9 protein-coding genes are annotated in these 12,892 nt (G+C 72.4%); 3 read left to right on the top strand and 6 right to left on the bottom strand.

Translation table 11 applies throughout. From position 1 onward, the window contains the following. Positions 1-74: 74 nt before the first annotated feature. Both ACZ6K0_RS07290 and ACZ6K0_RS07285 read right to left on the bottom strand, forming a co-directional pair. On the bottom strand, positions 75-1,343 hold the full coding sequence (locus ACZ6K0_RS07290) for a L,D-transpeptidase (protein WP_376399782.1): 1,269 nt from the start codon (positions 1,341-1,343) through the stop codon (positions 75-77). A 434-nt stretch (positions 1,344-1,777) separates the two neighbouring features. Beyond that, a complete protein-coding gene (locus ACZ6K0_RS07285) occupies positions 1,778-2,944 on the bottom strand; it encodes a L,D-transpeptidase (RefSeq protein ID WP_376399785.1) in 1,167 nt (388 codons plus the stop codon). A gap of 234 nt (positions 2,945-3,178) precedes the next feature. Here ACZ6K0_RS07285 and glgX point away from each other — a divergent pair, with 234 nt between their 5' ends. After that, positions 3,179-5,380 carry a glycogen debranching protein GlgX gene (gene glgX, locus ACZ6K0_RS07280; RefSeq protein WP_376399787.1) on the top strand — a complete coding sequence of 734 codons (2,202 nt, stop codon included), beginning with the start codon at positions 3,179-3,181 and terminating at the stop codon, positions 5,378-5,380. A 10-nt stretch (positions 5,381-5,390) separates the two neighbouring features. Here the strand turns inward: glgX and ACZ6K0_RS07275 are convergent, their stop codons facing one another. From ACZ6K0_RS07275 to ACZ6K0_RS07260, 4 genes are read right to left on the bottom strand one after another with little or no spacing between them, the layout of a single operon-like run. Next, entirely contained in the window at positions 5,391-6,038 is a 648-nt protein-coding gene (locus ACZ6K0_RS07275; RefSeq protein WP_376399790.1) for a response regulator, read from the bottom strand. Then, a complete protein-coding gene (locus ACZ6K0_RS07270) occupies positions 6,035-7,339 on the bottom strand; it encodes a sensor histidine kinase (RefSeq protein WP_376399793.1) in 1,305 nt (434 codons plus the stop codon). The genes ACZ6K0_RS07275 and ACZ6K0_RS07270 overlap by 4 nt, the downstream gene beginning before the upstream one ends. A 47-nt stretch (positions 7,340-7,386) precedes the next feature. Next, positions 7,387-8,136, bottom strand: a complete 750-nt coding sequence (locus ACZ6K0_RS07265; RefSeq protein WP_376399795.1) for an ABC transporter permease — start codon at positions 8,134-8,136, stop codon at positions 7,387-7,389. Further along, positions 8,133-9,038 (bottom strand): ABC transporter ATP-binding protein, encoded by a 906-nt coding sequence (locus tag ACZ6K0_RS07260; protein WP_376399797.1) that lies wholly within the window; start codon positions 9,036-9,038, stop codon positions 8,133-8,135. Before ACZ6K0_RS07260 ends, ACZ6K0_RS07265 begins: the two co-directional genes overlap by 4 nt. A 192-nt stretch (positions 9,039-9,230) precedes the next feature. On the opposite strand from ACZ6K0_RS07260, the gene ACZ6K0_RS07255 reads away from it, so the two are divergent. Together ACZ6K0_RS07255 and ACZ6K0_RS07250 are read left to right on the top strand one after the other, a co-directional pair. Beyond that, entirely contained in the window at positions 9,231-11,033 is a 1,803-nt protein-coding gene (locus ACZ6K0_RS07255; protein ID WP_376399800.1) for an ABC transporter ATP-binding protein, read from the top strand. Continuing rightward, positions 11,030-12,883 (top strand): ABC transporter ATP-binding protein, encoded by a 1,854-nt coding sequence (locus tag ACZ6K0_RS07250; RefSeq protein ID WP_469227590.1) that lies wholly within the window; start codon positions 11,030-11,032, stop codon positions 12,881-12,883. Before ACZ6K0_RS07255 ends, ACZ6K0_RS07250 begins: the two co-directional genes overlap by 4 nt. The last annotated feature ends 9 nt before the right edge of the window (positions 12,884-12,892 follow it).

Genomic DNA, 12,892 nt, shown 5'->3' with positions numbered 1-12,892 from the left:
GTAGGCGTTAACGCGAAGGGGCCCGGTGCTGTTGCTCACAGCACCGGGCCCCTCGCGTGACCTGCGGAGGCGGACTAGGCGGTCCACTCCGCCCACGGCATGTTCCAGCCGTTGAGGCCGTTCTCCGGCTGGATCTGCTTGTCCTTGGAGTTCTTCACGACGATCACGTCACCGATGATCGAGCGGTCGAAGAACCAGGCCGCCGGGGTCGTGCTGTCGCCCGCGCCGCGCGTGTCCGACAGGCCGACGCAGCCGTGGCTGACGTTCGAGGAGCCGAAGGTGCTCTTCGGGGCCCAGTAGTTGCCGTGCACGAAGGTGCCCGAGGTGGACAGACGCATCGCGTGCGGGACGTCCTTGATGTCGTACTCGCCGCCGAAGCCGACCGTGGCCCCGTTCATGCGGGTCACCTTGTACTTCTCGCTGATGACCATCTCGCCGTTGTACGTGGTCGTCGACGGGGCGCCCGCGGTGATCGGCAGCGTCTTGATGATCGCGCCGTCCCGCTCGATCTTCATCGTCTTGGCGCTCGCGTCGACGGTGGAGACCTGACGGCGGCCGATGGTGAAGGTGACCGTCTTCTTCTGCTTGCCGTAGACGCCCGGGCGGCCCTCGACGCCGTCCAGGTTGAGGTGCACGGTGACCTTGGTGCCCGCGGCCCAGTACTTCTCCGGGCGGAAGTCGAGGCGGTCGTTGCCGAACCAGTGCCCCTCGATCTCCACGGCCGGCTCGGCCGTCACCTTGACGGCCTTCTCGACCGCCTCGGGGTCGGTGATGCCCCGGGTGAAGTTGATGGAGACCGGCATGCCGACGCCGACGGTCGCACCGTCCTCCGGCGTGTAGTGGCCGATGAAGGTGTTCTTCGGGACCAGGGTCGTGAAGGTGGTGTCCTTCGCCGACTCGCGGCCCTCTGCGTCCTTCGCGATCGCGTGGACCTTGTACTGGGTCCCCGCGGACAGGTGCGCGGAGGGCGCCCAGCTGGCACCGTCGGCCGCGATCCTGCCCTCGATCGCGGTGCCCTTGGAGTCGGCGACCTCGACCGTCGTCAGCTTGCCCTGCTCGGCGGTGACCTTGAGGGCCCCGCTGGTGGCCACCGAGTCGGCGCCGTCCTTCGGAAGGACCGTCACGACCGCCTGCGAGGCGGCGTTCTCCGGCTTGCCGCTCCCCTGCGACGCCGGATCCTGGGCCCCCTTGCCACCGCCGGTGGCCGTCTCGCCACCGCCGCAGGCGGTGAGGACGATGAGCAGCGCCCCCGCGGCCAGCGCCTGCAGACGGACGCCCCCGCGTCGTCGGCCGCGCCGGCCCGTCGCTCGTACCGATGCCCCCGATATCGGCAACCCGTTCACTGTGGTCTTCTCCCCTCACGCGGCCTGGCAACGCCACGGCCCCACCCCCGTGCGCATCCGCTCGCGCACACGGCGCTAGATAATCACACCGCAGGACACGAAAGATCCTCGCGAATGTCACCGTTCCGTCCCGATCGGCGTGCTAGGGCGGCAGGGTGATGACCCGGTGGCAAAAGGGACGCGGGAGGGCACGGGGGACGCGGGAAGGACACGGGCGGGGACGCGCTAGGGGGTGTCTTGTCGATCAGGCCGGATCAGGGAGCGGCGTCTGGTGCCGTGCCTCGCAAGGCGGAGGAGGGAGTCAACGCGGTGGGGGTACCTCCCGTGCCCGAAGGGCTACGGGGGACGTTGGCGACCGACGACAACGCGGCGAGGCGCGGTGCCGGACGCCGCGAGCCCGGCCTGATCGACAAGACGCCCCCTAGGGGCTCGGCTCAGCGCAGCGCCGAACCGGCCTTCCACCGGGTCCAGTCCAGGTTCCATCCGCCGAGCCCGTTGTCGGGAGCGACCGTTCGGTCCTGGGAGTTGACCACCTCCACCACGTCGCCGATGAGCGTCCGGTCGAAGAACCAGCCCGCCGGCGAATCCGCGCTGCCGCCCTTGTCGTCCCGCAGCCCCACGCAGCCGTGACTGACGTTGGCGGTGCCGAACGTGTCGTCCGAGGCCCAGTAGTTGCCGTGCAGGAAGGTCCCCGACTCGGTGAGCCGCATCGCGTGCGGGACGTCCTTGATGTCGTACTCGCCGCCGAAGCCGACCGTCCGCCCGTCCATCCGCGTCACGTCGTACAGCTCCGTGACGACCATCTTCCCGTTGTACGTGGTGGTCTTCGGCGCGCCCGCGGTGATCGGCACGGTCGTCAGGACCTCGCCGTTCCTGCGGACCTCCATGGTGTGCGCGGCGGCGTCGACCAGGGAGACCTGGGAGCGGCCGACGGTGAAGCCGACCTTCTTGCGCTGGATGCCGTACACGCCCGGCGCGCCCTCGACGTCGCGCAGGGCGAGCTCGACGGTGACCTTCGTGCCCGGCTGCCAGTACGCGGCGGGGCGGAAGTCGAGCCGCTCCTTGCCGAACCAGTGGCCGACCACCTCGACCGGCGGGTCCGAGGTGATCCGGACGGCCCGCTCGACGTCGTCCCGGTTCTCGATGGGCCGGTTGAAGGAGAAGGAGACGATCATGCCGGTGCCGACAGTGGAACGGTTCTCCGGTTTGAAATAGCCGATGAACCGGCTCTCCGGCACCACGGTCGTGAAGGTGGTGTGCCGGGCGGAGCGGCGGCCGTGGGCGTCGAGCGCGACGGCGTCCACGCTGTACTTGGCGGCCAGCGCGAGCCGGGCGTCGGCCCGGGGCCGCCAGCGCAGCCCGTCCGCGGAGATCTCGCCGGCGACCCGGGTCCGTTGGGCGTCCTCCACTTGGACGACCGTCACCCGTTCGAGCCGCCCGCTGTCCACCCGTACCTCGACGGGGCCCGCGGCCGGCACCCCCCGGCTGCCGTCCTCCGGACTCACCCGGATGACATCTCCGGGGGCCCGCGCCTTGCCCGGCAGGGAGATGTCGATGCCCCCTTCGCCGCCCGCTGCTGTGCAGCCCGCAAGGCCCGCCATCAGTCCCGCCACCGCCAGGGCGTACCTCGCCCGCTTCCATACACGATTCACGCTCGGCCCAACGACAGGCCCCCTCCAGGGGAAACGTGCGTGCGGGCCATGTTGGGAGCACGGCCGTGCGGGCAGAACAGGGAGGACGACGCGAAAGAACGACGCGGGGGAGCGGTGGCCGGGACGCCGCCACTCCCCCGGTGCGGGCCCCACGAGCCCCACGAGCCGCGGGAGGCCGGGACGGTGTCGAGCGCAGCCGAGCAGGAGGCGGTACAGGAACGTGCCCTGGAGCGGGCCGGGCCGCCGGTATGGCCGGGGGCGCCGACGCCCCTCGGGGCCCGCTGCCGGATCGGGCCCGGTGGGGTGACCGGCACCAACTTCGCCCTGTGGGCGGGGGGCGCGGAGGCCGTGGAGCTGTGCCTGTTCGACGGGGACGGGACGGAGCGGCGGCTTCCGCTGACCGAGCTGACCCACGAGATCTGGCACGGCTTCGTGCCCGGGATCGGCGCCGGGCAGCGGTACGGCTACCGGGTGCACGGCCGGTGGGACCCGTGGACGGGGGCCCGCTGGAACCCGGCGAAGCTGCTCCTCGACCCGTACGCGCGGGCCGTCGAAGGCGACTTCTCCCTCCCTCCGGAGGTGTACGGGCACGTACGGGACTGGCCGCAGCAGCACGTCGCCGACACCGTCCGCGACGACCGGGACTCCGCCCCGTACGTCCCGAAGGGGATCGTCGTCCATGACGACGACGACTGGTCGGACGACCGCAGGCCCAAGACGCCCTGGCAGGACTCGGTCATCTACGAGCTGCACGTGAAGGGCTTCACCCAACAGCACCCCGGCATCCCGGAGCGGCTGCGCGGCACGTACGCGGGGCTCGCGCACCCGGCGGCGATCGAGCACCTCGTACAGCTGGGGGTGACGGCGGTCGAACTCCTGCCGGTCCATCAGTTCGCGCACGAGGACCACCTCCTGCGGCGCGGCCTGCGCAACTACTGGGGCTACAACTCCCTCGGCTACTTCGCCCCGCACGCCGCCTACTCCTCCTCCGGGACGACCGGGCAGCAGGTCGGCGAGTTCAAGAGGATGGTGCGGGCGCTGCACGCGGCCGGCATCGAGGTCATCCTCGACGTCGTCTACAACCACACGGCGGAGGCGGGCGAGCTGGGCCCCACCCTCTCCCTCAAGGGCATCGACAACCGCGGCTACTACCGGCTCCAGTCCGACGCCCGCCGGTACGCCGACTACACGGGCTGCGGCAACACCCTGCACGTCGTGCAGCCGCAGGTGCTGCGGCTCATCACCGACAGCCTCCGCTACTGGGTCACGGAGATGGGCGTCGACGGCTTCCGCTTCGACCTGGCGGCGGCCCTGGCCCGCTCGATGCACGACGTCGACATGCTCTCCCCCTTCCTCGCGGTCATCGCACAAGACCCCGTCCTGCGCCGGGTCAAACTCATCGCCGAACCCTGGGACGTGGGCAACGGCGGCTACCAGGTGGGCGCCTTCCCGCCGCTCTGGACCGAGTGGAACGACCGCTACCGGGACGCCGTCCGGGACTTCTGGCGGGGCGCGCTGCCCGACGTACGGGACCTCGGCTACCGGCTCTCCGGCTCCAGCGACCTGTACGCCTGGGGCGGGCGCCGGCCGTACGCCTCCGTCAACTTCGTCACCGCGCACGACGGCTTCACCCTCCGGGACCTCGTCACGTACGAGCGGAAGCACAACGAGGCCAACGGCGAGGGCAACCGGGACGGCACCCACGACAACCGCTCCTGGAACTGCGGGACGGAGGGCGAGACCGACGACCCGGAGATCCGGTCCCTCCGTCTCCGCCAGCTCCGCAACCTCCTCACCACCCTCCTCCTGTCCACCGGGGTCCCGATGCTCGTCGCCGGCGACGAGATGGGCCGCACCCAGGGCGGCAACAACAACGCGTACTGCCAGGACAACGAGATCGGCTGGCTCGACTGGTCCCTGCCGGAGGACCCGGGCCGGGCCCAGCTCCTCGCCCTCACCCGCCGGCTGCTCGCCCTGCGCCACCACCACCCGGTGCTGCGCCGCCGGGCCTTCTTCTCGGGGCGTCCGCAGGGCGCGGACGGGCTGCGGGACCTGGCCTGGTTCGGCGCGGACGGCGGCGAGATGACGGAACGGGACTGGTACGCGCCGACGGCGACGCTCGGCCTCTACCTCTCGGGCCGCGACATCCCGGGCCGCGACGAACGCGGCGAGCAGATCACCGACGACAGCTTCCTCGCCGTCCTGCACGCCGGGCCCCGCCCGCTGGAGTTCCGCCTTCCGGGCCCGCCGTGGGCGGAGTCGTACGAACTGGTCGTCGACACGGCCCACGAGGACCAGTCGGCGCCCCCGGGAACACTCCACCGGGGCGGCGAGACGATCACGGTGGGCGCCCGCTCGACGGTGCTGCTGCGGGTCCGGGGGTGAGGCCCGGACCTCAGGAGCGGCCCAGAATCCCCCGGTCGTAGCCGGCGGCGACGGCGGCCGCCCGGTCCTTGACCCCCAGCTTGCCGTAGATGTGCGTGAGGTGGGTCTTCACGGTGGCCTCGCTGATGAAGAGCTCGGCGGCGATGGCCCGGTTGGCGGTGCCCTTCGCGACGAGGGCGAGGATCTCGCCCTCGCGGGCGGAGAGCGCGGTGCCCGCGGCCGCGGCGGCGGGGGCGCGGACGGCCGTGACCAGTCGCGAGGCGACGGCCGGGGAGAGGACGGTACGGCCCTCGGCGGCGGCCCGCACGGCCGCGAACAGCTCCTCCCGGGGCGCGTCCTTGAGGAGATAGCCGGTGGCACCGGCCTCGATCGCCGGAAGGGTGTCGGTGTCCGTGTCGTACGTGGTGAGGACGAGGACACGGGAGCGGGCGCCGCGCCGGGTGAGCTCGGCGATGGCGTCGACGCCGCCGCCACCCGGCATGCGCAGGTCCATGAGGACGACGTCGGGGTCGAGTTCCCGGGCGAGTTCGACGCCCCGTACGCCGTCGGGGGCCTCGCCGAGGACACGGAAGCCGGAGCCTTCGGCGGCGAACATGCCGCGCAGGCCGTCCCGCACGACGGGGTGGTCGTCGACGATCAGAAGGGTGATGTCAGTCATGGCGCGCCCAACGGTACGCGAGCGGAGATCGCCGTCCCCTCGCCCGGTGCGGTCTCCACGACGACGGAACCGGCGAGGCGCGCGGCGCGGGCCCGCATCCCGCCGAGCCCGAACCCGCCGCCGTCGCCGCCGCTCCGAGCGGGAAGGGCGAGCGGGTCGAAGCCGCGTCCGTCGTCCCGTACGTCCAGGGTGATCTCGTCGCCCATGTAGGAGAGGGTGACGCCGGCCCGGTCGGCCCCGGAGTGGCGTGCGGCGTTGGACAGGGCCTCCTGGGCGATCCGCAGGAGCGTGGCGGCCACCTCGTCGTGGAGCGGCTCCTCGACGCCGGTCACGGTGAACCGGGTGTCGACGCCGGTGCGGTCGGCCCAGTCGGCGACCGTCTTGCGGAGGGCCTCCGGGAGGGAGTCGTGCTCCAGGGCGACCGGGCTGAGGTTCCGCACGGAGCGGCGGGCCTCGCCGAGGCTGTGCCGGGCGAGGTCGGCGGCCCGCCGGAGGTGCGCCTCGGCGCGACCGGCGTCGGGGGCAGCGGCGGACGCGGCCTGGAGCTGGGTGACGACACCGGTGAGGCCCTGGGCGATCGTGTCGTGGATCTCGGCGGCGAGCCGGCGCCGCTCGTCGGCGACCCCGGCCTCCCGGGCCTGGAGGAGGAGCTGCGCCTGGAGGGCCGCGTTCTCGGCGAGGGCCTGTTCGAGACGGCTGTTGGCGCGGCCGAGTTCGGCGATGGTGGCGGCTCGCTCGGCGGCCTTCTCCGCCTCCTTCGTACCGAGGTGGGAGAAGCCCACGGCGAGGCAGGCGTTCAGGGCGAACAGGCCGCCGAAGGCGAACCATTGCACGAGGGAGACGGGCGGCAGGCTGCCGGACTGGGAGCCGGCCATGATGACGGCGGTGACGAGGAGCCCGGCCCGGGAGAGGCGGCGGGGCAGCAGATGGGTGGCGTCGAAGTAGCCGATGCAGGCGTAGATCGAGAAGAAGGGGCTGAGCCAGGTCAGCGCGAAGGCGAGGGCGGTACGGACGAGGAAGTAGGCAGCGGAGGCGGGTCCGGGTGCCCCCGGCACGAGAACGGGTCCGCACCCGGGCAGCTCGGGCCCCCACCCGGTGGCCGCGACCACCCGGCGGCAGCGGAGGTCCCACACCACGTGGAGGAGGATCACCGCCGCCAGCAGAACACCGGCCGCCACCCGCTCCGTACGGTCCATGAACACGTCCACCGACACCCCGGCGATCACGGCGGCGATGCCGAGCAGTCCGTACGGCCCCCAGCGGAAGAACTGGCGCCAGCGCTCCTCGACGGTGACGGGCATCCCGCCGCCCCCTCTCGTTCCCGGCTCGTTCCCCGGCCGCTCCCGGCTCATTCCCAGCGGAACCAGCGCGCCGCGGCGCCGGTCAGCGCGGCCGTCCACAGGGCCATCACACCGAGCGCGGCCCAGCCGGGCCATCCTCCCGAGGCGGCGGCGTCGAGGGCCTCGGAGGCGGCGCCGAACGGGGTGAGCCCGACGAACCGCTGCAGCGTATCCGGCATGGCCTGGACGGGCACCCAGACCCCGGCCGTGAACATGGTGGGGAAGAAGACGAACGAACCGACGGCGGTGGCGATCTTCTGTGTCCGGGAGACCGCGCACACGGCCGAGCCGAGGGCGAGACCGCCCGCGACGGCGAGGAGCAGGGCGAGGAGGTAGCCGGCGGGGTTCCCCGGCAGGGCGACGCCGAAGGCGATCCGGCCCACCGCGATCACCAGCAGCGACGAGACTAGCGCCGCGGCGCCGTGCAGCGCGATCTGGGCGGTGAGCAGCGCCCCGGGGCGTACGGGAGTGGTGGACATCCGGCGCAAGATGCCGCGTTCGCGGTAGCCGGCGAGGACCGGGGGCATGGCCTGGAGCCCGGACATGATGAGGGCGAACAGGACGGAGACAGGGACGTAGACGTCGATGACGCGGCGCCCGCCGAGGTCCTCGGAGGCCTCCCGGAAGGAGGGGATCAGTCCGAGGATCACGAGCAGCACCGTCGGCGAGAGCATCACCCAGAACAGGGAACCCGGTTCGCGGGTGAAGAGCCGGGCCTCGGTGCGCAGGACGGCCACGGCGGGGCTGGGAGTGCTCATCGGAGATCGGTTCCCGTCAGGTCGAGGTAGGCGTCGTCGAGGGTGGCGTCGGCGACCCGGAGCTGACCGGCCGTGACGCCCTGGCGGGCGAGGAGCGAGACGAAGGCGGCGACGGTCTCGTCCGTGCCGGCGACGACCGTCCGCCCGTCCGCCGTCCCGACGGACACGGCACCGGGCAGGGCCCGCAGCGCCTCCGGGTCGAGCGGGGTGCCGGCGGCGAAGGAGATCTCCTTGGCGGCCGAGGCCCGGCCGATCAGGCCGTGGGGGGTGTCGAGCGCGGTGATCCGGCCCTGGTCGAGGACGGCGATCCGGTCGCAGAGCCGCTGGGCCTCCTCCATGAAGTGGGTGACGAGCAGCACCGTCACCCCAGCGTCGCGGAGGGACTCGACAAGCGTCCACACCTCGCGGCGGGCGCGCGGGTCGAGACCCGCGGTGAGTTCGTCGAGGACGACGACCCGGGGGTCGCCGAGGAGCGCGAGGGCGATGAACAGCCGCTGCTTCTGGCCCCCGGACAGCTTCCCGAACCGGGTCCGCAGGTACGGAAGCAGCCCGAGCCGCTCGGCGAGCGCCTGCCGGTCGGCGGGCCGCTCGTAGAAGGAGGCGTACAGGTCGAGCGCCTCACGGACGGTCAGCTTGGCCTGGAGCTCGCTCTCCTGGAGCTGGACCCCGAGGACCCGGGTGACGTCGTCCCGCTGTGTCGCAGGGTCGTACCCGCAGACGCGCACCTGCCCCTCGTCGGGGGTCCGCAGCCCTTCGACGCACTCCACGGTCGTGGTCTTCCCGGCGCCGTTGGGGCCGAGGATCCCGAAGATCTCCCCCTCGCCGACCTCGAAGGAAACCCCGTCGACGACCTTCCGGCCGCCGTAAGCCTTGTGCAGTCCCCGCACTTCGATCGCTGTCATGTCCCCAGACTGCCGAGCGCGGCAGATCCCGGGCATCGGCCATCGCGCTCGAAACGGCATCAGCCGATCGGTGGATGCCGGGTACGACTCCGGGTCCGACGGTCGGCCCGCGACTCCGGGAACCCCCCGCGCGGCAGGGCGGCGGGAAAACCGGATGAGACGTGTCAGTGGTGAACCGTAGGGTCGGCCCTGATGCCCGAGAAACCCTTGCCCCCAGAGAATCCGTCCCCCGACCGCTCCGCGGTGCGCGTGCTGTTGCGGCTGTGGCCGTACGTGCGGCCCGTGCGGGGGCGGTTGGTCACGGCGGCGATCGTCGCGATCGTCGCCTCCTGTCTGTCCCTCGTCATCCCGCTCGTCCTGAAATGGATGGTCGACGGACCCATCACCGACCACGATCCGAGCGGCGTCTGGCTGGGGGCGCTCTACCTCCTCCTGCTCGGCATCGCCGAGGCCGTCCTCTTCGGGTACCGGCGCTGGCTGGTGGCGCGGCCGCTCGCCGGGGTCGAGGCACGGATGCGGGCCGATCTGTACCGCAGGCTCCAGCGGCTGCCGATCGCCTTCCACGACCGGTGGGCGTCGGGGCAGCTGCTTTCGCGCGGCACGACCGACCTCATGCTGGTCCGGATGTTCCTCGCCTTCCCCCTGACCTTCCTGCTGGTCAACGGCGTGACGATCCTCGCCGGTTACGTGCTGCTGCTCGCCCAGGACTGGTCCCTCGGCCTGGTGCTGCTCACGCCCGTCGTACCGCTCGTCATCGTCTGCTCGCTCTTCGAGAGCCGGTACGGGGTCGTGGCCCGCCGCGCCCAGGACCAGGTCGGCGACCTGACGACGGTCGTCGAGGAGAGCGTCCTGGGCATCCGGATCATCAAGGGCTTCGGCCGGCACCGCAGCCAGGCCCGGGCCTTCCGCTCGCTCGCCGAACTCCTGCGGGGCACCGAGCTGACCAAGGCCCGGCTGCTCGCCATGATCTGGGCGGTCATCACCGTCGTCCCCGAGCTGGCCATCGGGGCGGCCCTGGTCCTCGGCACCGTGCAGGTCGCGGACGGCGACCTGTCGGCGGGCACCCTCGTCGCGTTCCTTTCGACGGCGCTCGCGCTGCGCTGGCCGGTCGAGTCGATCGGCTTCCTCCTCGCGATGAGCCAGGAGGCCGCGACCGCGACGGAACGGTACTTCGAGGTGATGGACGCGGAGGAGGAACCGGAGACGGCCACCGCCTCGCCCACCGCGGCGGACGGCCCCGACGGGGTCCGCTTCGAGGGCGTGTCGTTCCGCTACCCGGACGCACCGGACGGCACGCCGCCCGTCCTGGACGGGATCGACCTGCACATCCGCCCCGGCGAGACGCTGGCCCTGGTCGGCGGCACCGGCTCCGGCAAGACGACGCTCACCGCGCTCGTACCGCGCCTGCACGAGGCGACCGGCGGCCGGATCCTCCTGGACGGCGAGGACATCGCCCTGATGGAGCGGGAACGGCTGCGGACCCTCGTGTCGGTGGCCTTCGAGGAGCCGACGCTGTTCTCGGCGAGCGTCGGGGAGAACGTCCTCATGGGCGCCGCGACCGGCGCCGGCGAGCCGGAACTGCGGCGCGCCCTCGGCGTGGCGCAGGCCGACGGCTTCGTCGACCGGCTGCCGGAGGGCTCGGCGACCCAGGTCGGCGAGCAGGGCCTGAGCCTGTCGGGCGGCCAGCGCCAGCGCCTCGCGCTGGCACGCGCGGTGGTCGGCAAACCCCGCTTCCTGGTCCTCGACGACCCCCTCTCGGCGCTCGACGTGCACACGGAGGCACGCGTGGAGGCGGCGCTGCGGGAGGTGCTGCGCGAGACGACGGCGCTGGTCGTGGCGCACCGCCCGTCGACGGTGATGCTCGCCGACCGGGTCGCGCTGCTCTCCGAGGGCCGCATCACGGCGGTCGGCACGCACCAGGAACTGCTGCGGAGCAGCGAGGAGTACGCCTGGCTGATGTCCGGCGAGGACAACGAGGGGATCGAGAACCGATGACGGAGACGACCGTCGCCACCAAGAACGAACCCCCGGCGACACTCCCCCGGACACCACCCGCGGACCCCTTCGACCGCGACGACCTGCCGACACCCCCCGGCGCGACGGGCGCGCTGCTGCGCTCCCTCCTCGCCGGCCACCGCCTGCGGGTCACGACGGCCGCGCTCGTCCTCCTCCTCAAGGAGGCGGCGATCCAGGCGGGCCCGCTGCTCGTCGCGTACGCCATCGACCGGGGCGTCCCGGCGTTCCGCGCGGGAGACCACGGCCCGGTGGTGGCGGTCGCGCTCGGCTACCTGCTCTGCGCCACGCTCTCGGGACTCCTCCAGTACGCCTTCGTACGGGTGGCGGCCCGCGTCAACCAGGACGTCCTGTTGGACATCCGGGGCCGGATCTTCCGCCACGCGCAGCTCCTGAGCGTCGACTTCCACGAGCGGTACACCTCGGGCCGGCTGATCTCCCGCTCGACGACGGACGTCGAGTCGCTCCGCGAGCTGCTCTCGGAGGGCCTCCAGGAACTGATCGGGGTCGTCCTCTCCTTCGTCTCCATCGCCGCCATCCTCCTCTGGCTGGACCTCGGCATCGGAGCGGTGGCCGTGGCCTCCTTCCTCCCCCTCTACCTGCTCGTACGGATCTACCAGCGCCGCGCGGGCGAGGTGTACGCCGAGCGGTCCACGGCGATCGCGGGCGTGATCGTGAAGTTCGCGGAGACGATGAACGGGATCCGCCCGGTCCGGGCGTTCCGCCGCGAGCGGACCAACGACACCGAGTTCGCGGCCCTCAACCAGCGCCACGAGCGCAGCAACGGCGACGTGCTCCTCGAGATGGCCCGCTACGTGGTCGGTTCGCGCCTGGTCGCGAACACGGCGGTGGCGGGCATGTGCCTGTGGGGCGCGTACCGGGTCGCGGACGGCACGCTGGAACTGGGCGTCCTGGCAGCGGCGGTGCTGTACATGCGGCGCCTGTACGACCCGATCGACCGCCTCGGCATGTTCCTCAACTCGTACGAGTCGGCGGCGGCCAGCCTCGCCAAGATCGCGGGCCTCCTGGCACAGGAACCGGGCGTCCCGGAGACGACGGCCCCCACCCGACTGCCGGAACGCCCGGGCACACCGGGCCGCGAGGTGGTCTTCGAGAAGGTCCGCTTCGCGTACCGGACGGGCGGCGAAGTCCTGCCCGCCTTCGACCTCACGATCCCCGCAGGCCAGACGGTCGCGGTAGTCGGAGCGACAGGCGCGGGCAAATCGACCCTCGCCAAGCTCCTCTCCCGCTTCTACGACCCCACGGACGGCAGGGTCCTCCTCGACGGCATCGACCTCAAGGACCTCACCACCCCCTCCCTCCGCCAGGGCGTGGTCATGGTCACCCAGGAGGCGTTCCTCTTCTCCGGCACCGTGGCGGAGAACATCGCGATCGGCCGCCCGGACGCGACCCGCGACGAGATCGAGGAGGCGGCCAGGGCCATCGGTGCCCACGAGTTCATCGCGAGCCTCCCGGACGGCTACGACACGGACGTACGCAAGCGCGGCGGCCGGATCTCGGCGGGCCAGCGCCAACTGGTGGCCTTCGCACGGGCGCTCCTCGCGGACCCGGCGGTGCTGATCCTGGACGAGGCGACGAGCTCGCTGGACGTACCGGGCGAGCGGGCGGTGCAGCGGGCGATGGACACGGTCCTGGCGGGCCGTACGGCGGTGGTCATCGCCCACCGCCTCTCCACGGTCGAGGTCGCGGACCGGGTCCTCGTCATGGAGCAGGGCAGGATCGTCGAGGACGGCACGCCCAAGGCCCTGGTCTCGGGCGACGGCCACTACGCGAGCCTGCACCAGGCGTGGCGGGACAGCCTGGTGGGCTGAACGCCCCCC

The organism is Streptomyces sp. NPDC042346, from assembly GCF_055581845.1.
The sequence above is the reverse complement of the archived record's forward strand: the minus strand, read 5'-3'. Positions and strand labels throughout refer to the sequence as shown.

What these genes read in the sequence shown, in the direction of transcription:
- ACZ6K0_RS07285 (WP_376399785.1), bottom strand. Translation starts at nt 2,944, where the DNA reads ATGGCGGGCCTTGCGGGCTGCACAGCAGCGGGCGGCGAAGGGGGCATC.
- ACZ6K0_RS07275 (WP_376399790.1), bottom strand. Translation starts at nt 6,038, where the DNA reads ATGACTGACATCACCCTTCTGATCGTCGACGACCACCCCGTCGTGCGG.
- ACZ6K0_RS07270 (WP_376399793.1), bottom strand. Translation starts at nt 7,339, where the DNA reads ATGCCCGTCACCGTCGAGGAGCGCTGGCGCCAGTTCTTCCGCTGGGGG.
- ACZ6K0_RS07265 (WP_376399795.1), bottom strand. Translation starts at nt 8,136, where the DNA reads ATGAGCACTCCCAGCCCCGCCGTGGCCGTCCTGCGCACCGAGGCCCGG.
- ACZ6K0_RS07260 (WP_376399797.1), bottom strand. Translation starts at nt 9,038, where the DNA reads ATGACAGCGATCGAAGTGCGGGGACTGCACAAGGCTTACGGCGGCCGG.
- ACZ6K0_RS07255 (WP_376399800.1), top strand. Translation starts at nt 9,231, where the DNA reads ATGCCCGAGAAACCCTTGCCCCCAGAGAATCCGTCCCCCGACCGCTCC.
- ACZ6K0_RS07250 (WP_469227590.1), top strand. Translation starts at nt 11,030, where the DNA reads ATGACGGAGACGACCGTCGCCACCAAGAACGAACCCCCGGCGACACTC.